The following is a 21,663-nucleotide window of genomic DNA, read 5'->3' as shown; positions in this document are numbered from 1 at the left end:
ACTGGCGCCCCCTTGTCGGTCGCCTGCAGAAGCAGGCCTGAAACTGCCCGGCCCGTCAGGCGAACGAAACCCGCTCCGCGTAGAACACTGCAAGGCGAACGAAACCCGCTCAGCGTCAGCCCGCCGCCAGGCGAAGCCCAGCCCATTTGCGCAGCAAACTTCCTCCCGCGCAGCGAGCACCCCAATCAGAACCCTCTGTAACTCCGCTGCGCGGTACTCACCTTATAGAGATAACGGCGCGACTCCGCCGACGGATGCTGACTGGTCAGGGTCTGATAGACCTTATTCGGTGACATATTGTTAATCATCGCAAACGCCCGATCTTTATCGCTTGAGAAGACACGCAGCACGCTGCCCGCCCCGCCGTTATAGGCCGTGATCACCGCATAGCGACGCGACAGTGGATCCTGAATGCCGCCCAGATAGCTGCGCTGCAACAGCGCCAGATAGGCTGTACCGGCGTCGATATTGTTCTCCGGATCCAGCAGATAGCTGCGGCTTGGTTTGCCCCATTTGCCTTTCATGCGGAAGACATCCACACCGGCGGTATGCTGCACGACCTGCATCAGGCCCAGCGCATCGGCATGGCTGACCGCATAGGGGTTAAAGCTCGATTCGGTCTGCATAATCGCCAGGATCAGTGACGCATCAACACCGTACTCTTCGGCGGCTTTACGAACCATCGGCAGATATTTGTGCGCACGCTTGTCGAGGTGGTTCGGCACCATTGGAATCGAAACAGAGTAAATCACATGCAGACCGGACGTACGGCGCATCAGTTTGTGCTGGAGCAGATAGTCCGCAAAGGCCTCAGCGCGGCCCTGCCAGCGAATCGGCTGACCGGTATTATCCAGCACCTGACCATAGAGCAGCGGCTCTTTACTGATCTCGATGTCGTTGGCATCAGAGTAAAGATCGACATTACCCGGATCTTCGCCAATCAACAGGGTGGTCACAATCGCCTGGCGCAGGCTGGCCATCGGGTCGGTGCCCGAAATCGTTTCGATCGTCAGCTTACCGCTTTCGAAGTTAATGTGGCTGCGGGTGTAATAGTTGTCGCTGTATTTGACGTAATCTTTCGGGCCGGCAATCAGAACCTCATTGATACCCCAGATATTCTCAATATTATGAGCAAACTGTCCCATCAGAATATCAAAGCCATTGGTATCTTTTACCCACTCTTCGTGGGACTGCTGATGCTTCGACCCGGAACAGGAGACCAAAAGTGGTGCTATCACCAACAAGGCGATTAATTTTTTATTCATTGGGAGTGCAAGCCTGACCTGGATAACCGGCCTCCGTGAAGAGGCCCGGAATGTTTACGCTTCTGGCGGAGTATAGCCTTCGATATGAACGTCCTTGCCTTCGAACAGGAAATTGACCATCTCCTTCTCCAGCACTTTACGATCCTCGGGATTCATCATGTTGAGCTTCTTCTCGTTGATCAACATGGTCTGTTTGGCCATCCACTGCTGCCAGGCTTCTTTGGAAATCTCGTTGTAAATGCGCTTACCCAGCTCGCCCGGGTAAAGCTGAAAATCCTGTCCTTCTGCGTCGCGCTGTAAAAAAGTACAAAAAATCGTGCGGCTCATTACTCTTCCTCATTAATCTCGCAACGGGTCAACGCCAGTTGTCGGGGATGGCGCAGCTCGTGCAACAGGCGCTCAACGGGTGCGGCTAATCCCACAGATGGTGGCAGCGCTAAGTTATACCAGAGACCGCCTGCTTCATCCATCGCCGCCCCGGCAGAAGGCCATGCCAGCCACATCGGAACGATATCGAGATGGAAATGGCTGAAGGTGTGACGAAAGGCAGTCAGCTGCTGCGGTTTATCATGGATGCCCCGCGCCGCCAGCCAGTCGGTCATGGCCGCTTCGGAGGTAAACTGTGGGAAGCAGAACAGACCACCCCACAAGCCCACCGGCGGCCGCTGTTCAAGCCAGACCTCATCGCCATCCTGCATCATCAGGAACCAGCCACTGCGCTCGGGCAGCACCTGCTTAGGTTTTTTGCCGGGATAGCTCGCCCAGCTGCTGCTGGCGTAAGCTTCGCAGCCGCTGTTCAGCGGGCAGATTTCACATTTGGGTTTCGAACGGGTACAGACGATCGCCCCCAGATCCATCATCGCCTGATTGAACTGGCTGACGCCCTCGGCAGGCGTGACCTCTTCGCTGATCTGCCACAGCCGCTTCTCGACCTCTTTTTTACCCGGCCAGCCGCTGACGGCGTAGCAGCGCGCCAGCACGCGCTTGACGTTGCCATCCAGAATCGGGAAATGCTGCCCCAGGGAGAGCGACAGAATGGCGCCTGCCGTTGAGCGGCCCACACCGGGCAGGGCGGAGACATCCTCAAAGTTCTGCGGAAACTCGCCCTGATGCACCTCGACCACCTGCTTCGCGGCTTTGTGCAGATTACGCGCACGGGCGTAATAGCCGAGGCCGGTCCAGAGATGCAGCACCTCGTCCAGCGGTGCCGCAGCCAGATCGGTGACCGTGGGGAAACGCGTCATGAAGCGTTCAAAATAGGGAATAACCGTGGCAACCTGGGTCTGCTGGAGCATCACTTCGGAGAGCCACACCTTGTAAGGCGTTTTCTCCAGCTGCCACGGCAGGGTTTTGCGACCGAAGCGCTGATACCAGTCCAGCACCTGTTGCGCGAACTGCGGCGCTTGCATCATAAGAAGGAAATTTTCCGTGTTTACTCTACACTCAGGCAGGAATTCCAGCACATGCGCACCTGGGTGTAAACCGGAAGATTGCAAAGGCTTGCTTCTGCTTATGAACTTTGCATAATGCCCGTTTCCCGGAACAGGCTAACCAGCAGGCTTTTACATGATTAATGACGTCATCACCCCAGAATTTGATGAGAACGGGCGGCCATTGCGCCGGATCCGCAGCTTTGTGCGCCGCCAGGGACGCTTAACGAAAGGCCAGCAGCAGGCGCTGGATACCCTGTGGCCGGTTATGGGCGTGGAATATCAGCCAGAGCCCGTCGATCTGACCGAACTGTTTGGCCGTGATGCCCCGGTGACGCTGGAGATCGGCTTTGGCATGGGCGCTTCGCTGGTGACCATGGCGCAGAACACGCCGCACCAGAACTTCCTGGGTATTGAGGTGCATGCGCCGGGCGTCGGTGCCTGCCTGGCCTCGGCAAAAGAGGCCGATGTGCAGAACCTGCGGGTGATGTGTCATGACGCGGTGGAAGTGCTGGAGAAGATGATTCCGGATAACTCGCTGCGCATGGTTCAGCTCTTCTTCCCCGATCCCTGGCATAAAGCGCGTCACAACAAACGCCGTATCGTTCAGGTGCCTTTTGCCGAGCTGGTGATGCGCAAGCTGAAACCGGGTGGCGTGTTCCACATGGCGACCGACTGGGAAGCTTACGCCGAACACATGCTGGAAGTGATGAACAGCATCGACGGCTATCGCAATCAGTCAGAACAGCAGAATTACGTGCCGCGTCCTGAAACGCGTCCACTGACCAAGTTTGAGCAGCGCGGGCAGCGTTTAGGCCACGGCGTATGGGATTTAATGTTTGAGAGGGTGAAATAATGGCCACACAACGCAGCCGCCGTTTACGTAAAAAACTGCACATCGACGAGTTTCAGGAGCTGGGTTTCTCGGTTGCCTGGCGCTTCCCGGAAGGAACCAGCGAGAACGAAATTGATGAGACGCTGAACCAGTTCATCAATGAAGCGATCGATCCTAACGGTCTGGCCTTCGATGGCAGCGGCTATCTGGTGTGGGAAGGTCTGGTCTGCCTGCAGAAAACCGGCAAATGCACTGAGGAACATCGTGCGCTGGTGCGCAAATGGCTGGAAGATCACAAGCTGCAGGATGTGCAGACGACGGAACTCTTTGACGTCTGGTGGGACTAAGAGCCACGCCCCCGGTGCGTATCGCGGGCCAGATTTTCAGTCACACAGCGACGGGCTGAGCCCGATCTCTGAACGGTTTCAGACCAGATGTTAGGGAGTGGATATGATGCGTAAAGCGCTTCTTGCTGTGCTGCTGGTGGCAGCGACCCAGGCGCAGGCCGCCTATGAATGCAGCGTTAAGCCGCAGGACGACGTGGTGATTAAACCACAGAGCGTGCAGGTGGTCGGGGCCAACGGCAATATGGAAATCTCGCCGCAGGGCGATGTGCAGTTCAACGGAAAGCGGGTCACGTTGGATGCGGCCGGCCGTCAGAAAGCCATCGACTACCAGAACGCGCTGCGCCGCGATCTGCCCTGGATTGACAGCGGGGCGACGTCACGTTTGGAAAAAGGGCGTGCGGCACTGGATCGGGTCATCGTCGAAAAGCTGGGGAGCGGCAGCAACGTCCGCAACCGTCTGACGACCCTTAATGGTCAGCTGAAACAGCAGATGAACCGCATCATCGAGCATCGCGAAGATGGCCTGACGTTCCATCATCAGGCGATCGACAAGGTGCGTGCCGAAGGCGAACGGCTGGTGCAGTCGACGCTGGGCGGCGTCATGCAGGACAGTCTGAATGAGATGGGCAGTCAGCAGGGCAGTGGTGGCAGTAACCCGCTGCAGGCGATTATGGGAAACCTGGGCGGTCTGCAGCAGTCGATTCAGGCTGAATGGAGCAAACAGGAGCAGGATTTTCAGAACTTCGGTCACGAAGTCTGCAATCGCGTCATCTCCCTGGAAGACCAGCGTAAACAGCTCGCTGGCGCACTGAAAAACTAAGTTAACGCCTCAGCCTGCCGGGCTGAGGCGTCCTGCTTACTCTTCCGCTAAGAACAGCTCCAGCAGCGAATTCAGGAACAGTTTCCCTTTCTCCGTGATCTGCCACTGTGCCGGGGTTTCGAGCACGTAACCGGCAGCGATCGCGGCATCCATCTGCGGACGGATTGCCTGTTCGGCTAAGCCGGTGTAGCGGCTGAACTCGTCGCGCGGCGCGGCTTCCAGCAGGCGAAAACGGTTCATGAAATATTCAAACGGCTTGTCGCTGTCTGCCACTTCATACTGCTTTTCGCGGTAGTTGCCCTGCATAAAGCCACGCGGATGACGGGTTTTCACCGTGCGGACGATGCGGCCATCCGGCTGCGTCAGCTTGCCATGCGCACCACAGCCAATCCCCAGATAGTCGCCAAAGCGCCAGTAGTTGAGGTTGTGTTCACAGCGGTAGCCCGGCTTCGCATAGGCGGAGGTTTCATACTGCTGATAACCGGCGTCACGCAGCAGCCTGTCGCCCTGTTCGAAGATATCCCACAGCGCATCATCATCCGGCAGCACCGGCGGGCGCGAGCCAAACAGGGTGTTGGGCTCGATGGTGAGCTGATACCAGGAGAGATGCGGCGGATTAAGCGCTATCGCCCGGCGTAAATCGTCGAGCGCCTCTTCCAGCGACTGATCGGGCAGGCCATGCATCAGGTCGAGGTTAAAGCTGCGCAGCGACAAAGAAGCCGCCAGCTCAGCGGCGCGCACCGCCTCTTCCGGGCCATGAATTCGGCCCAGACGCTGCAGTTTCTGCGGGCTGAAGCTCTGAACGCCAATCGAAATGCGGTTGATACCGGCGCGCTGATAGGCGCTGAAGCGGTCCGCTTCCACCGTGCCGGGGTTGGCTTCCATGGTTACTTCCGCATCCGGCGCAAGGTTCAGACGCGCCCGTACGCCATCCATCAGCATCTGCATCGCGCTGCTGCTCAGCAGGCTGGGTGTACCGCCGCCAATAAAGATCGTGCGCACTTCACGGCCATGAATCAGTGGCAGGTCGATCTCCAGATCGCGCAGCAGGTGCTGCACGTACTCAACGTGCGGCACCTCGTCTTTCAGCGCGTGAGAGTTAAAATCACAGTAGGGACACTTCTGTACGCACCATGGAATGTGGATATAGAGACTCAGTGGCGGCAGATTAGGCATTACGCATCGCTTCCAGCAACAGCGTCAATGCTTTACCCCGGTGAGACACGGCACCTTTTTCCGCTTTGCTCAGCTCGGCAGCGGTTTTACCCAGCGCCGGAACAGAGAAAATCGGGTCGTAGCCAAAGCCACCGTTGCCAGAGGCTGAACGCGTGATCTCACCCTTCCAGCTGCCGTGGAACACCAGCGGCGTCGGGTCTTCCGCATGACGCAGATAGACCAGCACGCAGTGAAACTGCGCCTGACGCTGACCGTCCGGCACGTTTTCCAGCGCCTGCAGCAGCTTCTCCAGGTTCTGCTGATCGCTGGCATCCTCGCCGGCATAGCGCGCCGAGTAGATGCCAGGCGCACCGCCCAGCGCATCCACGGCCAGGCCCGAATCATCGGCAATCGCCGGTAAGCCGGTGACCTGCGCCGCATGACGCGCCTTGAGAATGGCATTCTCAATAAAGGTCAGACCGGTCTCTTCCGCCGACTCAACCCCAAGGTCACTCTGAGCGACGATATCCAGACCAAACGCGGAGAGTAACTCCGCCAGTTCACGTACCTTGCCGGGATTGCCGGTGGCGAGGACAACTTTTTGCATAACGGTTCCAGTTTGATTCATTTACAGCAGATACCAGAGACCCGGGAACAGGTCCATGCCGAGAAAGTTCAGGGCATACAGCACCAGGATGACGATCATCGCCGAGAAATCGATGCCGCCCATCGCAGGCAGAATACGGCGAATGGGGGCCATCATCGGTTCGGTTAACTGCACCAGCAGATAGTCAACGGGGCCACGGCCCTGGCTGATCCAGCTCATCAGCGAGCGGATAATGATGACCCAGAAGACCAGATAACCGGCGGATTTCAGCAGCGACAGCAGACCGACCAGCAGATTAGTCGGATCGACAGAGAACACGCCGACCTGAATCAGCAGCAGGATGGGGTATTTCAGGGTAGTCAGCACAAAGGCCAGCAGCAGCGAGGCGGTATCGATCGGCCCCAGCGCCGGAATGATGCGGCGCAGCGGCTTCACAACCGGCTGCGTCACTTTAACGACAAACTGCGCCAGGGGATTATAAAAATCGCAGCGCGACCACTGCATCCAGATGCGCAGCAGCAGCACCATCACGTAAAGATCGATTAGCGTTTTTACTAAAAACGTCAGTGTTAACATGAAGTTCCTCTGTTATTTTTGTGAGTTGTGCGCATAGTCTCGTGCGCCAAAAATGGCGGTGCCGATACGCACCATGGTACTGCCTGCGGCGATTGCCGCCTCCATGTCATCGCTCATTCCCAGCGAGAGCGTATCAATGTCTGGATACTGCTGCTGCAACTGCCGGAAGGCCTCCGCCATCTGCTGGCATACCGCCAGCTGCCGCGCGTAATCACTCTCTGCGGCCGGGATAGCCATCAGTCCCCGCAGCCGCAGCCGCGGCAGGCCCGCGATCTGCTCTGCCAGCCCGGAAACGGCCTCCAGCATGATGCCAGATTTGCTGTTCTCGTCACTGATATTTACCTGAATTAACACATTCAGGGGAGGCAATGTTGCTGGCCGCTGGTCATTGAGCCGCTGCGCAATGCGTGGACGGTCAATGGTATGACACCAGGCAAAATTCTCCGCCACCAGACGACTTTTGTTGGACTGTAACGGGCCAATGAAGTGCCACACCAGCTCAGGATGTGCGGCCAGCGCCTGAACCTTTTCAACCCCCTCCTGCACGTAATTTTCGCCGAAGGCTGTCTGGCCAGCGGCAAACGCCGCTTCGACCGCGCTCGCAGGTTTGGTTTTGCTGACGGCAAGCAGGGTAATTTCTTCTGAAGCACGGCCGCAACGCGCGGCTGCGGCGGCGATTCTCTGCCGCACTTGCTGTAGGTTCTGCTGGATTGAGGTCATAGTCAGGAGACATCATGAATCTGGATGAAATGGTGGCGCTTAGTGTAAAGCATAATGCCGCCGATCTGCACCTTTGCAGCGGACATTTGCCCTGCTGGCGGCGGCAGGGCAGGCTGGAAAGCCTGCCGCAGCAGCCCCGGATCACCGACGATGGGATAGCGCAGTTTATGGCGCAGTGGCTTGGTGACTCACAGCGACAGCAGCTGAAGCGAGCGGGACAGATCGATTTTGCCCTGAGCCTGGCGGACGGCACGCGTTTGCGGGCGAATCTGTTCAGGCAGCGCGATGGCCTGTCGCTGGCGCTGCGCATTATCGCCACGACCTGCCCCACACTGGCGGCATTGCAGTTGCCCGCGAGCGTACCGGCGCTGCTGACGCTGGAGGAGGGGCTGATTCTGGTGACCGGCGCGACGGGCAGCGGAAAATCCACCACGCTGGCGGCCCTGGTGGATGCGCTGAACCGCCAGCAGGCGCGTCATATCATCACGCTGGAAGATCCGATTGAGTTTATTCATCAGAGCCAGCAGTCACTGATTCAGCAGCGGGAAATCGGCCTGCACTGCGCGTCGTTCGCGCTGGGCATCAGGGCGGCGCTGCGTGAAGATCCGGACGTTATTCTGCTGGGTGAGCTTCGCGATAGCGAAACGATTCGTCAGGCGCTGACGGCGGCGGAAACCGGCCATCTGGTGCTGGCAACACTGCATACCCGAGGTGCGGCGCAGGCGGTCGACCGGCTGGTGGATGTCTTTCCGGCAGAGGAGAAGTCACTGGTGCGAACCCAGCTGGCGGGCAGCCTGAAAGCCGTGATCGCGCAGCGTCTGGTGCCGTCGGCGTCGGGCGGGCGCATCGGACTGTTTGAGATCCTTATCGGCACGCCTGGCATCACCAATCTGATCCGCGAGGGAAAGATGCACCAGATCCCTGCGCTGTTGCAGACCGGCGCACAGGCCGGTATGCAGACGTTTGAGCAGAGTCGTCTGGCGCGGCAGGCCGCCGGTCTTATTTAGCGGAGATCAGTAATGGTTTTCGAACCAGTCCTGCAAAATGATGGCGGCGGACTGTGAATCGACCGACCCTTTGTTGAGCGCACGATAGCCGCCACGCTCGAAGAGGCCAGCCCGCGCTTCTACCGTGCTGAGGCGTTCATCCTGCAACTCAACCCGGATGCCAAAGCGGCCATGCAGGCGATTAGCGAACTTACGGGCGCGTGCGGTCAGCGGCTGCTCGGTGCCATCCATATTCAGCGGCAGTCCCACCACCACGAAATCGGGCTGCCACTCTTTCAGCAGCTTTTCGATCGCCAGCCAGTCCGGGGTGCCATCCTGCGCTTTCAGCGCCGCCAGTGGGCGGGCGCTGCCGGTGAGCTGCTGACCCACAGCAACCCCAATACTTTTGGTGCCAAAGTCGAAACCTAACAGAGTCTGTGTTGACATCAGGCGTGTCCGGCGTCGCTGGCCATATTGTGAATATCGACGCCAATGCTGCGTGCCGCCTCGCGCCAGCGCTCAGACACAGGCGTCTGGAACAGGATATTACTGTTCGCAGGTGTGGTCAGCCAGGCGTTTTCCATCAACTCATTCTCCAGCTGATCTTTCTCCCAGGCACAGTAACCCAGCGCCACCAGCACATTGGCAGGCTGAGAAGGCGTGCCGATTGACTCCAGCACGTCACGGGACGTGGTGATGATCGTGTTATCAGAGACACGAATGCTGGAGGTAAACGTGCGTTGCGCTGAGTGCAGAATAAAGCCGCGATCTTCCGCCAGCGGCCCGCCGGTAAAGACCGGTTTATCCAGCCGGATCGCCGGGTCGCGATCGTCAGCGGAGATTTTCAGTTTCTTCAGAATACCTTCAACCGTCAGGTTTTCCATGGGCTTATTGATGATGAGTCCCATTGCACCCTCTTCGTTATGTTCGCAGAGATAGACCACGGAACGTTTGAAGAAAGGGTCCTGCAATGAAGGCATGGCAATCAAAAAGTGATGTTGTAAATTCATTCTCACACGATGTACCAAAAAATAACCGGCGCGCGACGGCCGCACCGGTATTGGGTTGATCACGGAGCCTCGCCCCGGCGTCTTGCTCAGCCCAGGCGTTTCTCAATGGCATCCATCAACATGCCGGTGATGGAGATCGGGAACGCAGCCTCAATTTCACGTACGCAGGTCGGGCTGGTCACGTTAACTTCAGTTAGTTTATCACCGATGATGTCGAGACCGACAAAAATCAGTCCTTTTGCTTTGAGCGTCGGACCTACGCGGCGTGCAATTTCCCAGTCGCTTTCGCTGAGCGGGCGCGCTTCACCGCGTCCACCGGCGGCCAGGTTACCACGGGTTTCGCCGCCCTGCGGGATACGCGCCAGGCAGTAGGGCACGGGTTCGCCGTCCACCACCAGCACACGCTTATCACCCTCTTTGATCGCTGGAATGTAGTTCTGCGCCATGCAGAAGCGACTGCCATGTTCGGTCAGGGTTTCAGTGATGACACCAAAGTTCGGGTCATCCTGCTTCACGCGGAAAATAGACGCGCCGCCCATGCCATCCAGTGGCTTCATGATGATGTCGCCATGTTCCAGCCAGAAGTCGCGCAGCTGCGCCTTGCTGCGGGTAACCAGCGTGTCAGGCGTAAACTCAGCAAACCAGGCGGTGTAGAGTTTTTCGTTGCAGTCACGCAGGCTCTGCGGTTTGTTGACGATCAGCGTCCCCAGCTCTTCCGCGCGCTCCAGAATATAGGTCGCGTAGATGAACTCGGTGTCAAAAGGAGGATCTTTACGCATCAGCACGACGTTCAGATCGGCCAGCGGGATCACCTGTTCACTGCCGAACTGATACCAGTTATCAGGATTCTGCTCGACGCTCAGCAGACGGGTACGCGCAGACGCTACGCCACCGCGCATAGAGAGGTCGTGCATCTCCATGTAGTGAATTTCATAACCACGGCGCTGTGCTTCCAGCAGCATGGCGAAGCTGGTGTCTTTTTTAATGTTGATGGACGAAATCGGGTCCATCACAATGCCAAGTTTAATCATTATTATCTCCTCGGTAAGGCGGACTCTGCCGCCTCGTCTGGTTCGGTCTGCAGTGGGCCGATAGGTCAGAATGTGATGCCTGGGCGCCTACCGCTGAAAGTATCGCTTAACCCAGGTCGCCAAACCTCACCTGAAGTGCCGTTATGGCCGTCAGCGCAGTAGTTTCGGTTCGCAGCACCCGTGGACCAAGCAGAATGTCAGTAAAACCGTGCGCTGCTGTCATCGCAATCTCATCCGCAGAGAGCCCGCCTTCAGGACCAATCAGCAGCCGCACCCGCTCAACGGGCTGCGGCAGCGTATTGATGCTGTGGCTGGCGCGGGGATGCAGGTTGAGCTTCAGACCGCTGTCCGCTTCCGCGCACCAGGCTTCCAGCGTCATCGCATCACGAATCTGCGGCACGCGATTGCGGCCACACTGTTCACAGGCAGCAATCGCAATTTTCTGCCACTGCTGGATTTTCTTTGCCAGACGCTCAGCATCAAGCTTTACGCCACAGCGCTCGGAAAACAAGGGTGTAATGACATTCACGCCCAGTTCGATCGATTTCTGGATCGTGAATTCCATTTTTTCACCGCGCGACATCACCTGACCTAAATGCAGATGCAGAGGTGACTCGCGATCGTCCGGCTGGCTTTCTGTGACCGATACTTTTACACGCTTTTTGTCGACATGCGTGATCTCTGCTGCAAAAGTCAGATTAGTGCCATCAAAGAGTTCCAGACGCTGACCGGCGGTCATCCGAAGCACCCGGCCGACATGGTTGGATGCATCTTCATCCAGGGTAAATTCACTGCCGATGCTGAGGGGACCGGTGTGATAGATGCGAGGTATGCGCATAAAGTTCCTGAAACCGGACGCCGCACAGCGGCGGCGTCATGGAGAAAAAAAGCTAGTGTAGGGCAGGGATTTTAACGCTGGCAAGCCTGCTGAACATAAGGATTGTGATTGCCCTGGACTCTGGCAATGCGCTGGTCACGTTCACACTCCCATTTTGTGACGGGGTAGAGCTTATCCCAGGCCGTAAACAGCTGCGTCTGCTGGCGCGAAATACGCAGATGATACTGATCGCGCATGTAGAAGTAAGTGCGGGCAATCGCGCCGCGCGCCCGTGCAGGCGGCTCAGCCTGTTTGAGTTTAAAGTCGACCTTCATCTCACACTGGCCATACTGCTTTTCGCTGCCGTTCCACTGACTGTAGGCGAAATTGCCCCGGTCGCCATTCACTTCACCCAGCGCAGGCTGCAGGTTATGCAGGTCGGTTTCGATGCGGCGATAATCTGGATCTTTACTGCAGTTTTTACGGCCACCCGCCTGCCAGCACTGGCGCTGATGACCAAACTCCCAGGCGGGCATCACATGTTCCCATTCAATGCGCGCGGCGCGGTTGGCATTCTTGCGGGCCTGATAGCCACAGCTGTTGAGATCGGGAACGCCTTTTTTCCCCTGCCACGTAATTTTGCAGCCACAATAGAAAGACCCTGGCGCATCGGCATTGATCGCTGCAGCGAAGGTTTTAGCCTGCTGGAAGTTATTCTGGTGATAGTTATTCAGGTTGAGCGCGCCAGCGGCGGGCGCAAACAGCAGCGCAAGCGCCAGAGTGAGTATGCGAGACATATTCCGGATTTCTGCTAAGTACGAAAAAGGGCGGCAGGTTAACAGAATGTGGAATAGGGCGGAATGGGGATTCTTCTCAGGTCGCGATAAACTCGCCTGCAACCAGCAGGCTGCCGCAGTGTACGCAGCGATATTCGCTCTCTTTGCGCAGCACGCGATTATGACGGCGCACGGTCAGCTGATGCTGCTGACACTGACAGCGATACGCAAACGTGTTGCTGCGCACGGAGGCGATCTCAAACTGATGGGTACGTCGTGCCGGTACGCCCAGCACCTGCTCCATCATCCACTTCCACTCTTTGCCGTGCGGGGCAACACGACCGAACTGCTTCCAGACCAGCAGATGTGCCAGCTCATGCGGCACCACCTCATCAATGAAAGCTTGCTGATTTTCCAGCAGCAGCACCGGATTAAGGCGGATCTCCCAGGCGTTGAGCCAGGCCGTGCCCGCCGCCGTGCCGCGCTGCTGATAGAGCAGTTTCGGTTCAGGCCAGTCGGCCTTCAGTGCCTGATTAGCGCGGTCAAGCGACTGACGCAGCGAGCGCATCACGGCCTGCTGCAGGGCGATGGGAAGTCGGGGTGTTTTCATGGCGCCCAGAATAGTCGCCGCGGCGCCGGAACTCAATGTTGCCCGCGAAAATCGGCGGCACAATGGCTATACTTTGCCGCCAGTTTCCCGCCAGATAATCTGTAACAGCAACACAATCTGAACAGGCCAGGCGACTGGCTGAAATTTCCGGATTAAATAGGGTTATGGCCTCTTATAGAATATCCTGTTTGTAAGGTTCACTGCAGAGTGGATGAAGAAGAAGCGGATGGCAGAGTGTACGGACAACGCAATGAAAAATAAGAACATCAGGAAACAGCGGATAGTACTGGTTACTGATTTGATGGCTGGCCGTGGCGGCATGGAAAATGTGACCTGTCAGCTGATTACTGCTCTGAATGCTGAAGCCGGAACGGAAGCGGGGCTGTTTATTATTAACAGTGGTGAAGAGAGCCACTCCCGCGCCTGGACCGCCAACGCCGTTTTAGCTGAGAGCGTCTGCACGCTGCGCAATAAGAAGATAAAAAATCTGATTCATACGCTGAGAATGGCCGCTTTTTTCCGGCGCTATCAGCCCGACCACGTGCTGACCCTGAATACGATTCCCACTTTAATGGCCCGACGAGCCATCAGGCTGTCCGGACGTAAAATTGTCCTGTCGAGCTGGATGCATCTCCCTCCACGGGATCGCTACCGCCCACACTATCTGCGGCGGGCCGATCACCATTTTGCGATCAGTCATCAGATTAAACAGCAGCTGGTGGATTTGGGTATACCGGCTGCCGATGTCGACGTGATCCATAATCCCGTCAGGCACAGCGACGTCGTAATTGGCAGGCCGCAGGCGCTGAAATTTCTCTACATTGGCCGGGTTCACTTTCAGCGCCAGAAACAGCTGAAAGATCTTTTTGATGCCCTGCATCAGCTCACCGTTCCCTGGACGCTGGAAATTGTGGGTGACGGAGAGGATCTGACACAGTGCCAGGACTACGTGGCGCAGCTCGGCATTCAGGATCGCATCACCTGGCATGGCTGGCAGGAGAATGCCTGGGCCTATGTCAGCAGCCACATAAAACAGGTTTCATGTCTGATCATGACCTCTAACTTTGAGGGTTTCCCGCTGATCCTGCTGGAGGCGATGTCGCGCGGCGTCTACTGTGTTTCATCTGACTGCGTCAGCGGGCCGGCGGAGATTATTCAGAACGGTCTGAATGGTCAGCTTTACCCCACTAATGACAGCATGGCGCTGGCCGCGATTCTCAACGCCATGACCGGGGATTTTCACTTCCCTGCGCATCAGGTTATCAAAGCGAGCATTACCGGTTTTTATGAGGAAAATTATATGAAGCACCTGATGAGTGTGTTTAACCGCCTGACTGAGGTTAAACATGACGATTAAAACCGGCCGCAACGGATTAACGTTGCTGGTGAACTTCTCGGTTATTGCGCTCTGCCTGGCGCTGTCGCTGAATATGTTTGTTACGGGCCTGCCACAAAAGATTTTCTATCTGGTTTCCTATCTCTCCGTCGCCGCCGTGCTGTATGGCGTGGCGCGCAGGCGGATGGACTTTAAAGATAACCGCTTTTATCTCCTCCTGTTTGCGGTGCTGATCTTCTTTGCGCTGATTCGTTTATTCTGGGCGATTCACGTCAGGGGCGTCGAAACTGCGCCGTCGACCGACGCTATCACCAATATCGGGAACTATCTGCTGGGCGCGAAGCGTCTGCTTTTGGGGGCCTTTGTCCTGCTCAGTCTGGCGATTTACGGGCAGCGGGTCTCGCTAACCACACTGCGTATCGGCAGGCTGCTGATGCTGGCGGGGCTGCTGATTACGCTGGGCTTCGGGATTCACGAGCATCTCTACACGGAGAATGTCCGCATCAAGCTCACCACTGAAGCGGCCTCTATGTCCTCCTACATGATTCTGTTTATCTACTGCGCCTGGCTCTGGCTGAGCCGCTTTGAGACGCATGCTTACTGGAAGGTTGCTGATATTGTGGCGCTGGGGGCGACGCTGGCCCTGCTCTATCTGTGCGGCACCCGTGTCACCCTGATTGCGCTGGTCGTGGCAGGGCTGCTGTTCCTGTTACAGACCTACAGGCTGGCACTGTTCGCCAACTGGCGAACCGGCTCGCTACTGGTGGGGCTGCTGGCGGTGCTGGTTCTGATGACCAGCAATCGCTGGGTAGAAGGCGTCCGGGACATTGAAAACTACGGTTCGAACAGTTCGACTTCGCTGGGCGCGCGTGTGGCCATCTGGGGCGGGGCCATGGACTTTATTAAGCATCACGAGGGCTTCGCAACGCCGGATGCGCGAACGACCGAGGCGCGGAAGTTCATCATGGCCCATTATCCGCATAATGTTGAAGGCTACACCAACGTTAAATACAACATGCACAACGAGTTTCTGGAGGTCACGACGCTGCAGGGCTGGCTGGGAACACTGTCGCTGGCGTTACTCTATCTGACCGTGCTGGCGGGCGGGCTGAAGAAATGCGATCTGCGTGGCGTGGCGCTGCCGATTGTGGGTCTGTTTATCTCAGGGCTGACTGACTCGGTGCTGCCTTATAATCAGACCGCCACCATTTTTATTATGGCGCTGGCGCTCTGCTGCCTGCCACGCGCTTTACCGGTGGCGCGCATGACGCATTCATCCTGATGCGCTGAACCAATAAAAAGGGCGGGGTTTCCAGAGAAACCCCGCCCTTTTTTTCATGCGTTATCTTAGTCGCGTGAACCGATATCGCGCAGTTTTTTACCGGCCATCAGATTGCGTTCGATATGCTCCAGCGAGACGTTTTTAGTCTCCGGGATCAGCATCACCGTCAGCAGAATGAAGAACAGGTTAAGCGCCGCGTAGACCCAGAAGGTATTCGCATTGCCCAGCGTATTCAGCATCGTCAGGAAGGTCGCGCCCACAATCATGTTCGCGATCCAGTTGGTGGTGGTAGACACCGTGATACCGAAATCGCGGCCTTTCAGCGGCTGAATCTCGGAGCAGAGTACCCAGATCAGCGGCCCGGCTGACATGGCAAAGCCCACAATGAACATCAGCAGCATACCGATGGCGAAGTACTGCGCGCCCGGGGTATGAATACCAAAATGCAGCATGGTGCCCAGTACGCCCATTCCGGCCGCCATCACCATAAAGCCCAGAATCAGGGTCGGTTTACGTCCCCAGCGATCCACCAGACCGATGGCAATAAAGGTCGCCAGTACGTTAATCAGACCCACAATCACCGTGCCCCACATCTGTTGGGTGGTGTTGGCGAAACCGGCGATTTCGAAGATTTTCGGCGCGTAGTACATGATGACGTTCATGCCGGTAAACTGCTGCATCACCTGCAACAGGATGCCGAGATAGACCGCGCGGCGGAAGTGGCTGCTGGTGGTGAACAGACCCCAGCCAGACTGTTTGACCTTCAGGCTTTCACGAATCTCTTCCAGCTCACGTTTTGCCTGCTCACTGGTGTCACGCAGACGATCCAGCACGCGTTGGGCATCGCGGAAGTTACCTCGTGCCGCCAGCCAGCGTGGGCTGTTTGGCAGGAAGAAAACCCCGATCAGCAGCAGCAGTGCCGGGATGGTGATGATGCCCAGCATCCAGCGCCAGTTGCCGGTAAAGCTGAACGCCGTATCGGTCAGGTAAGCGCCCAGAATACCGATGGTGATCATCAGCTGATAGAGTGAAATCATACTGCCACGAATTTTTTCCGGCGCGATTTCAGAAAGATAGAGCGGGGCGGTATAAGAGGCGATACCCACAGCCAGACCCAGCAGAACGCGGGCACTGATCAGCATTTCCGGATTCGGTGACATTGCTGACCAGAGTGAGCCGATAACGAACAGAACCGCCCCGGTCATCAGGCTTTTTTTACGGCCCAGGCGGGATGACATCCAGCCGCTGCCAATAGCGCCGACTGCGGCACCAAACATCATGGAGCTGACGATCCACTCCTGCTGATGCGCGGTAACATTGAAATCCTTTGCGATAAACGGCAGGGCACCAGCGATGACGCCGATATCCAGACCGAACAGCAGACCCGCAAGGGCCGCCAGAAAGCAGACAAATAAGGTCATCGCCTTATTTGAAGTTCTGCTTTTACGTGTATTGCCAGGCATTTTAGCCTCCAGGTTTATCCATCATTGTTTTTATCAACGTTAAAAAACCGTTTGCGAGAAAAATGTGAAGTCGATCACTTTTATGTAACCGTTTACACACGCTGAAACCCTGAAATTCAGCCTGTTTCTCTCGTAAAGATTAATTAATCAGTGAGGTATAGCACTCATCGAGTTTCTGACAATGCTCTGTTTACCGGCTATCAGACGACGCTGAAAATAACGCATTTTCAGAAGAATAACTACGTGCGTTAAATCTTAAATACCAGATAAACAAAGCATTTCAATTTGTAATCGTTAACATTTTGTTGTCAGAAAAAGCGAAAGGAAGTGTAGCTGAGAAATCAGAAGTTGCTGCAGCGCGAAACGCTCATGCCTGAAATGGCGATTTTGCCGGGAAGGCGAGCCAGAACAGCCATTGCACAGCGTTACGGGGCGGGGAAGAAATTCACGCCTGCCGTCAGTGATACGGCTGAAAAAATAAAAAACCCTGCCGCAGGGCAGGGTTTCGTCAGCAGCCGGTGACTTTACAGGCCAGCCGCTTCACGCAGCAGGGCAGCTTTGTCGGTTTTTTCCCATGGGAAATGCTCGCGACCAAAGTGACCGTAAGCGGCGGTCTCTTTGTAGATTGGGTGCAGCAGATCCAGCATCTGAATCAGACCGTATGGACGCAGGTCGAAGAATTCGCGCACCAGCAGCGTCAGCTGCTCGGTTGAGACCTTCTCGGTGCCAAAGGTTTCCACCATGATAGAGGTCGGCTCAGCCACGCCGATCGCGTAGGAGACCTGGATTTCACAGCGGTCAGCCAGACCGGCCGCCACGATGTTTTTCGCCACGTAACGCGCGGCATAGGCTGCAGAGCGGTCTACTTTAGACGGATCTTTACCTGAGAATGCCCCGCCACCGTGACGTGCCATGCCGCCGTAGGTGTCCACAATGATTTTACGACCGGTCAGGCCGCAGTCGCCCATCGGGCCACCAATCACAAAGCGACCCGTCGGGTTAATGTGATATTTGGTGGTGGCGCTCAGCCATTCTGCTGGCAGAACCGGCTTGATGATCTCTTCCATTACCGCTTCCTGCAGATCTTTCTGGCTGATGGATTCGGCATGCTGGGTCGACAGAACCACGGCATCAATGCCGACGATTTTGCCATCGTCATACTGGAAGGTCACCTGGCTCTTGGCATCCGGACGCAGCCACGGCAGCGTTCCGTCTTTACGGACTTCAGCCTGACGCTGAACCAGACGATGCGCATAGGTCACCGGCGCAGGCATCAGCACGTCGGTTTCGTTTGTGGCGTAGCCGAACATCAGGCCCTGGTCGCCCGCACCCTGTTCCAGTGGATCGGTACGGTCAACACCCTGGTTGATATCCTGAGACTGTTTACCGATGGCGCTTAATACTGCGCAGGAGTTGGCATCAAAGCCCATATCGGAATGAACATAGCCGATTTCACGTACAGTTTTACGGGTGATCTCTTCGATGTCGACCCATGCGCTGGTCGTGATTTCACCGCCAACCAGCACCATGCCGGTTTTGACGTAGGTTTCGCAGGCCACGCGCGCTTTAGGATCCTGTTCCAGGATTGCATCCAGCACAGCATCGGAAATCTGGTCGGCGATTTTATCGGGATGTCCTTCTGATACGGACTCGGACGTGAAAAGGTGTTTAGCCATTCTGTTCTTTACCTTAAATATGGTTTGAGTACGACTGCATAGCATCAGGAAAGGTTTCTGACCTGAAGCCCCTTCAGGCAAAGCCGCGAGCAGTGAGGAAATATCAGCGCAGCAGGCTGATACCGCCTGGATCGTAACCTGTTTAGATGGAAAACCATCTGGACGGCTATTTTAGGATAGAGGATAAACCAATTGCCAGCCCTTTTTCTGTTTCCGCTTTCGCCCTGTCGCTGTTATCGGCATAATTTACTGAGGCTACACACAATTCCCCGATAATCTTTTTGCATTTTTTCGCGGTAAACTGTATAAAACGCCGCTGCTTTTGATAGCAGCAGCAAGGATGACGCCCCTGACTGCGTCGCGCCTGTCAGACCCAGGTCTGGCTTTCACCCTGGTTGTTCTCCATGTGCCTCTGACACATGCGGAGGTGATACAAGTAATGAACCACGCGTTTTCATCTTTCGGTTCTCTGCGCTGCGCCGCTGCGCTGGCTCTCTCCTGCTTCCCATCTGTTTCTCATACCTGCCGATACGCTGTCCGCTACGGTAATTTTACCGACACAGGCACCGGCTAATCTTTACCTCTGTTCTCAGGGTTTTCTTCTCTGCGGCTGCGCAGCGGAACGACACCGCTTATCTCTGGTCTATACCGATTGGTTAAATCTTCTCTGTTTGAACCAGGATGGTCAGGGTGTTTTACACTTAACGCTGAAGCGTGAATCGTGCTGACGATAACGTCAGGTGAACAGGACAGTGCATTTAATGTGGCGACAGGTTTTCAGATTAGCGGCCATGCAGCCGGCTAACAGTTTCATCTTTCAACGGAAAATTGAGGTTCGCGATGTCTGACGACATGAAGAATATCAAAGGTTCGTCAGCTGGCGAACAGGGTACACTCCGCTCCATGCAGGAGGTTGCAATGAACGATCAGGATGCGAGCAAAATGTTGCGCACGTACAACATTGCCTGGTGGGGCAACAACTATTACGACGTTAACGAACTGGGTCATATCAGCGTCTGCCCGGACCCCGATCGTCCCGAGGTACGCGTCGATTTAGCCCGGCTGGTTAAAGAGCGCGAAGCACAGGGCCAGCGTCTGCCCGCGCTGTTCTGCTTCCCGCAGATCCTGCAGCACCGTCTGCGCTCCATCAACGCCGCCTTTAAACGCGCGCGCGAATCTTACGGCTACACCGGCGACTACTTCCTGGTCTATCCGATTAAAGTTAACCAGCATAAGCGCGTCATCGAGTCGCTGATTCACAGCGGTGAGCCGCTGGGACTGGAAGCCGGCTCGAAAGCAGAACTGATGGCGGTGCTGGCACATGCGGGGCAGACCCGTTCGGTGATCGTCTGTAACGGCTACAAAGACCGCGAATATATTCGTCTGGCGCTGATTGGCGAAAAGATGGGCCACAAGGTCTATCTGGTGCTGGAAAAGATGACCGAAGTACGGCTGGTGCTGGAAGAGGCCGGGCGTCTGAACGTGGTGCCGCGTCTGGGTATCCGTGCGCGTCTGGCGTCGCAGGGCTCCGGCAAATGGCAGTCAAGCGGTGGCGAAAAGTCGAAGTTTGGCCTGTCAGCCACGCAGGTGCTGAAACTGGTTGAGATTATGCGTGAAGCCGGCCGCATCGACAGCCTGCAGCTGCTGCACTTCCATCTGGGATCGCAGATGGCCAATATCCGCGATATCGCGACTGGCGTACGGGAGTCTGCGCGCTTCTATGTTGAACTGGCGAAGCTGGGCGTCAACATCAAATGCTTTGACGTCGGCGGCGGTCTGGGCGTCGATTATGAAGGTACCCGCTCGCAGTCTGACTGCTCGGTCAACTATGGCCTGAATGAGTACGCGAACAACGTGATCTGGGCAATCGGTGCCGCCTGTGATGAGCATGGTCTGGAACATCCGACGGTCATTACTGAGTCGGGCCGTGCCGTGACCGCGCACCACACGGTGCTGGTCTCGAACATTATCGGCGTGGAGCGCAACGAGTTCAGCGAACCCGAAACGCCGGATCCGGATGCGCCGCGTCCGATCCTCAGCATGTGGGAAACCTGGCAGGAGATGCACGAGCCGGACACGCGCCGCTCGCTGCGCGAATGGCTGCATGACAGTCAGATGGATCTGTCTGACATCCACACGGGCTACTCATCCGGCACCTACGATCTTAAGCAGCGTTCATGGGCCGAGCAGCTCTACCTGAGCATCTGCCATTACATCCAGCAGCACCTCGATCCGAGCAACCGGGCACACCGTCCGATTATCGACGAACTGCAGGAGCGGATGGCGGATAAGATCTACGTGAACTTCTCGCTATTTCAGTCGATGCCGGATGCATGGGGTATCGACCAGCTCTTTCCGGTGCTGCCGCTGGAAGGGCTGAATAAGAAGCCGGAGCGTCGTGCCGTGCTGCTCGACATCACCTGTGACTCCGATGGCACTATCGATCACTACGTCGATGGCGACGGCATCGCGACGACGCTGCCGATGCCGGAATATGACCTGGATAACCCGCCGATGCTGGGCTTCTTTATGGTCGGTGCCTATCAGGAGATCCTGGGCAACATGCACAACCTGTTCGGCGACACCGAGGCGGTGGATGTCTACGCGCGCGAGAACGGTGAAGTCGAAGTGCAGCTCTCCGACGAAGGGGACACGGTGGCAGACATGCTGCGCTACGTGCAGCTTGATCCCAACGAGCTGATGACGCTGTTCCGTAATCAGGTACAGACGTCCGATATCGACGACGAACTGCGTGCGCAGTTCCTCGAAGAGTTCGAGAGCGGCCTCTACGGATACACTTATTTAGAAGATGAGTAACCGGCGCGGGCAGGCGGCGATCGCATATTGCAGTTGCCGTTCACTATGTCGATAATCTGACACACTCAATCCCTTCCTCGTCGGGCCTAACGACGCGGAGGGGA

General features: G+C 56.5%; 22 protein-coding genes. 7 read left to right on the top strand and 15 right to left on the bottom strand.

Annotated elements, in window-relative coordinates; all coding sequences use genetic code 11:
- Window positions 1-185 precede the first annotated feature (185 nt).
- From mltC to mutY, 3 genes are read right to left on the bottom strand one after another with little or no spacing between them, the layout of a single operon-like run.
- The gene (gene mltC, locus RT657_RS12780) at window positions 186-1,265 is read right to left on the bottom strand and encodes a membrane-bound lytic murein transglycosylase MltC (RefSeq protein WP_313654892.1); all 1,080 of its coding nucleotides are present in this window, start codon (window positions 1,263-1,265) and stop codon (window positions 186-188) included.
- A 54-nt stretch (window positions 1,266-1,319) separates the two neighbouring features.
- Window positions 1,320-1,592: an oxidative damage protection protein gene (locus RT657_RS12775; protein ID WP_313654890.1), complete on the bottom strand. Its 273-nt coding sequence runs from the start codon at window positions 1,590-1,592 to the stop codon at window positions 1,320-1,322.
- Window positions 1,592-2,677, bottom strand: coding sequence for an A/G-specific adenine glycosylase (mutY, locus tag RT657_RS12770; RefSeq protein WP_313654889.1), 1,086 nt, complete (start codon window positions 2,675-2,677; stop codon window positions 1,592-1,594). The genes RT657_RS12775 and mutY overlap by 1 nt, the downstream gene beginning before the upstream one ends.
- 154 nt (window positions 2,678-2,831) lie before the next feature.
- On the opposite strand from mutY, the gene trmB reads away from it, so the two are divergent.
- The 3 genes from trmB (at window position 2,832) to RT657_RS12755 (ending at window position 4,697) form a co-directional block, all read left to right on the top strand.
- On the top strand, window positions 2,832-3,551 hold the full coding sequence (gene trmB / locus RT657_RS12765) for a tRNA (guanosine(46)-N7)-methyltransferase TrmB (RefSeq protein WP_313654888.1): 720 nt from the start codon (window positions 2,832-2,834) through the stop codon (window positions 3,549-3,551).
- Window positions 3,551-3,877 carry a YggL family protein gene (locus tag RT657_RS12760; protein WP_313654887.1) on the top strand — a complete coding sequence of 109 codons (327 nt, stop codon included), beginning with the start codon at window positions 3,551-3,553 and terminating at the stop codon, window positions 3,875-3,877. The genes trmB and RT657_RS12760 overlap by 1 nt, the downstream gene beginning before the upstream one ends.
- A 103-nt stretch (window positions 3,878-3,980) precedes the next feature.
- A complete protein-coding gene (locus RT657_RS12755) occupies window positions 3,981-4,697 on the top strand; it encodes a DUF2884 domain-containing protein (RefSeq protein WP_313654886.1) in 717 nt (238 codons plus the stop codon).
- Between the two features lie 36 nt (window positions 4,698-4,733).
- Here the strand turns inward: RT657_RS12755 and hemW are convergent, their stop codons facing one another.
- From hemW to RT657_RS12735, 4 genes are read right to left on the bottom strand one after another with little or no spacing between them, the layout of a single operon-like run.
- On the bottom strand, window positions 4,734-5,873 hold the full coding sequence (gene hemW, locus RT657_RS12750; RefSeq protein WP_313654885.1) for a radical SAM family heme chaperone HemW: 1,140 nt from the start codon (window positions 5,871-5,873) through the stop codon (window positions 4,734-4,736).
- Entirely contained in the window at window positions 5,866-6,459 is a 594-nt protein-coding gene (locus RT657_RS12745; protein WP_313654884.1) for an XTP/dITP diphosphatase, read from the bottom strand. The genes hemW and RT657_RS12745 overlap by 8 nt, the downstream gene beginning before the upstream one ends.
- Before the next feature lie 21 nt (window positions 6,460-6,480).
- Complete coding sequence (locus tag RT657_RS12740) at window positions 6,481-7,035, bottom strand: YggT family protein (RefSeq protein WP_313654883.1); 555 nt, start codon at window positions 7,033-7,035, stop codon at window positions 6,481-6,483.
- A 12-nt stretch (window positions 7,036-7,047) separates the two neighbouring features.
- Window positions 7,048-7,755 carry a YggS family pyridoxal phosphate-dependent enzyme gene (locus tag RT657_RS12735; RefSeq protein WP_313654881.1) on the bottom strand — a complete coding sequence of 236 codons (708 nt, stop codon included), beginning with the start codon at window positions 7,753-7,755 and terminating at the stop codon, window positions 7,048-7,050.
- Window positions 7,756-7,769: 14 nt separating this feature from the next.
- Between RT657_RS12735 and RT657_RS12730 the strand changes: the two genes are divergently transcribed.
- Window positions 7,770-8,762 carry a type IV pilus twitching motility protein PilT gene (locus tag RT657_RS12730; RefSeq protein WP_313654880.1) on the top strand — a complete coding sequence of 331 codons (993 nt, stop codon included), beginning with the start codon at window positions 7,770-7,772 and terminating at the stop codon, window positions 8,760-8,762.
- 6 nt (window positions 8,763-8,768) lie between these two features.
- Here the strand turns inward: RT657_RS12730 and ruvX are convergent, their stop codons facing one another.
- The 6 genes from ruvX to RT657_RS12700 all read right to left on the bottom strand — a co-directional run bounded on the left by ruvX (window position 8,769) and on the right by RT657_RS12700 (window position 12,985).
- A complete protein-coding gene (ruvX, locus tag RT657_RS12725) occupies window positions 8,769-9,188 on the bottom strand; it encodes a Holliday junction resolvase RuvX (protein WP_313654879.1) in 420 nt (139 codons plus the stop codon).
- Window positions 9,188-9,751 carry a YqgE/AlgH family protein gene (locus tag RT657_RS12720; protein ID WP_128083906.1) on the bottom strand — a complete coding sequence of 188 codons (564 nt, stop codon included), beginning with the start codon at window positions 9,749-9,751 and terminating at the stop codon, window positions 9,188-9,190. Before RT657_RS12720 ends, ruvX begins: the two co-directional genes overlap by 1 nt.
- A gap of 86 nt (window positions 9,752-9,837) precedes the next feature.
- The gene (gene gshB, locus RT657_RS12715) at window positions 9,838-10,782 is read right to left on the bottom strand and encodes a glutathione synthase (RefSeq protein WP_313654878.1); all 945 of its coding nucleotides are present in this window, start codon (window positions 10,780-10,782) and stop codon (window positions 9,838-9,840) included.
- 106 nt (window positions 10,783-10,888) lie between these two features.
- Window positions 10,889-11,620: a 16S rRNA (uracil(1498)-N(3))-methyltransferase gene (gene rsmE, locus RT657_RS12710; RefSeq protein WP_313654876.1), complete on the bottom strand. Its 732-nt coding sequence runs from the start codon at window positions 11,618-11,620 to the stop codon at window positions 10,889-10,891.
- A gap of 71 nt (window positions 11,621-11,691) precedes the next feature.
- Window positions 11,692-12,396: a deoxyribonuclease I gene (gene endA / locus RT657_RS12705; RefSeq protein ID WP_313654875.1), complete on the bottom strand. Its 705-nt coding sequence runs from the start codon at window positions 12,394-12,396 to the stop codon at window positions 11,692-11,694.
- 76 nt (window positions 12,397-12,472) lie between these two features.
- Window positions 12,473-12,985, bottom strand: coding sequence for a SprT family zinc-dependent metalloprotease (locus RT657_RS12700; protein ID WP_313654873.1), 513 nt, complete (start codon window positions 12,983-12,985; stop codon window positions 12,473-12,475).
- A gap of 211 nt (window positions 12,986-13,196) precedes the next feature.
- Between RT657_RS12700 and RT657_RS12695 the strand changes: the two genes are divergently transcribed.
- Together RT657_RS12695 and RT657_RS12690 are read left to right on the top strand one after the other, a co-directional pair.
- Window positions 13,197-14,342, top strand: coding sequence for a glycosyltransferase (locus RT657_RS12695; protein ID WP_313654872.1), 1,146 nt, complete (start codon window positions 13,197-13,199; stop codon window positions 14,340-14,342).
- The gene (locus tag RT657_RS12690) at window positions 14,332-15,603 is read left to right on the top strand and encodes an O-antigen ligase family protein (protein ID WP_313654871.1); all 1,272 of its coding nucleotides are present in this window, start codon (window positions 14,332-14,334) and stop codon (window positions 15,601-15,603) included. Before RT657_RS12695 ends, RT657_RS12690 begins: the two co-directional genes overlap by 11 nt.
- A 65-nt stretch (window positions 15,604-15,668) precedes the next feature.
- Here RT657_RS12690 and RT657_RS12685 read toward each other — a convergent pair whose 3' ends face one another.
- Together RT657_RS12685 and metK are read right to left on the bottom strand one after the other, a co-directional pair.
- On the bottom strand, window positions 15,669-17,066 hold the full coding sequence (locus RT657_RS12685; protein WP_313654870.1) for a sugar porter family MFS transporter: 1,398 nt from the start codon (window positions 17,064-17,066) through the stop codon (window positions 15,669-15,671).
- A gap of 524 nt (window positions 17,067-17,590) precedes the next feature.
- Window positions 17,591-18,742, bottom strand: coding sequence for a methionine adenosyltransferase (gene metK, locus RT657_RS12680; RefSeq protein WP_313654868.1), 1,152 nt, complete (start codon window positions 18,740-18,742; stop codon window positions 17,591-17,593).
- An 840-nt stretch (window positions 18,743-19,582) separates the two neighbouring features.
- On the opposite strand from metK, the gene speA reads away from it, so the two are divergent.
- A complete protein-coding gene (speA, locus tag RT657_RS12675) occupies window positions 19,583-21,559 on the top strand; it encodes a biosynthetic arginine decarboxylase (protein ID WP_313654866.1) in 1,977 nt (658 codons plus the stop codon).
- The last annotated feature ends 104 nt before the right edge of the window (window positions 21,560-21,663 follow it).

The organism is Pantoea sp. (genome assembly GCF_032114055.1).
Lineage (GTDB): Bacteria > Pseudomonadota > Gammaproteobacteria > Enterobacterales > Enterobacteriaceae > Pantoea.
Note: the sequence above shows the minus strand (reverse complement) of the source record. Positions and strands in the feature narration are given on the sequence as shown.

Excerpts from the sequence above, each read along its gene's own strand:
- mltC (WP_313654892.1), bottom strand. The coding sequence starts at position 1,265 with ATGAATAAAAAATTAATCGCCTTGTTGGTGATAGCACCACTTTTGGTC.
- RT657_RS12775 (WP_313654890.1), bottom strand. The coding sequence starts at position 1,592 with ATGAGCCGCACGATTTTTTGTACTTTTTTACAGCGCGACGCAGAAGGA.
- mutY (WP_313654889.1), bottom strand. The coding sequence starts at position 2,677 with ATGATGCAAGCGCCGCAGTTCGCGCAACAGGTGCTGGACTGGTATCAG.
- trmB (WP_313654888.1), top strand. The coding sequence starts at position 2,832 with ATGATTAATGACGTCATCACCCCAGAATTTGATGAGAACGGGCGGCCA.
- RT657_RS12760 (WP_313654887.1), top strand. The coding sequence starts at position 3,551 with ATGGCCACACAACGCAGCCGCCGTTTACGTAAAAAACTGCACATCGAC.
- RT657_RS12755 (WP_313654886.1), top strand. The coding sequence starts at position 3,981 with ATGATGCGTAAAGCGCTTCTTGCTGTGCTGCTGGTGGCAGCGACCCAG.
- hemW (WP_313654885.1), bottom strand. The coding sequence starts at position 5,873 with ATGCCTAATCTGCCGCCACTGAGTCTCTATATCCACATTCCATGGTGC.
- RT657_RS12745 (WP_313654884.1), bottom strand. The coding sequence starts at position 6,459 with ATGCAAAAAGTTGTCCTCGCCACCGGCAATCCCGGCAAGGTACGTGAA.
- RT657_RS12740 (WP_313654883.1), bottom strand. The coding sequence starts at position 7,035 with ATGTTAACACTGACGTTTTTAGTAAAAACGCTAATCGATCTTTACGTG.
- RT657_RS12735 (WP_313654881.1), bottom strand. The coding sequence starts at position 7,755 with ATGACCTCAATCCAGCAGAACCTACAGCAAGTGCGGCAGAGAATCGCC.
- RT657_RS12730 (WP_313654880.1), top strand. The coding sequence starts at position 7,770 with ATGAATCTGGATGAAATGGTGGCGCTTAGTGTAAAGCATAATGCCGCC.
- ruvX (WP_313654879.1), bottom strand. The coding sequence starts at position 9,188 with ATGTCAACACAGACTCTGTTAGGTTTCGACTTTGGCACCAAAAGTATT.
- RT657_RS12720 (WP_128083906.1), bottom strand. The coding sequence starts at position 9,751 with ATGAATTTACAACATCACTTTTTGATTGCCATGCCTTCATTGCAGGAC.
- gshB (WP_313654878.1), bottom strand. The coding sequence starts at position 10,782 with ATGATTAAACTTGGCATTGTGATGGACCCGATTTCGTCCATCAACATT.
- rsmE (WP_313654876.1), bottom strand. The coding sequence starts at position 11,620 with ATGCGCATACCTCGCATCTATCACACCGGTCCCCTCAGCATCGGCAGT.
- endA (WP_313654875.1), bottom strand. The coding sequence starts at position 12,396 with ATGTCTCGCATACTCACTCTGGCGCTTGCGCTGCTGTTTGCGCCCGCC.
- RT657_RS12700 (WP_313654873.1), bottom strand. The coding sequence starts at position 12,985 with ATGAAAACACCCCGACTTCCCATCGCCCTGCAGCAGGCCGTGATGCGC.
- RT657_RS12695 (WP_313654872.1), top strand. The coding sequence starts at position 13,197 with ATGAAGAAGAAGCGGATGGCAGAGTGTACGGACAACGCAATGAAAAAT.
- RT657_RS12690 (WP_313654871.1), top strand. The coding sequence starts at position 14,332 with ATGACGATTAAAACCGGCCGCAACGGATTAACGTTGCTGGTGAACTTC.
- RT657_RS12685 (WP_313654870.1), bottom strand. The coding sequence starts at position 17,066 with ATGCCTGGCAATACACGTAAAAGCAGAACTTCAAATAAGGCGATGACC.
- metK (WP_313654868.1), bottom strand. The coding sequence starts at position 18,742 with ATGGCTAAACACCTTTTCACGTCCGAGTCCGTATCAGAAGGACATCCC.
- speA (WP_313654866.1), top strand. The coding sequence starts at position 19,583 with ATGTCTGACGACATGAAGAATATCAAAGGTTCGTCAGCTGGCGAACAG.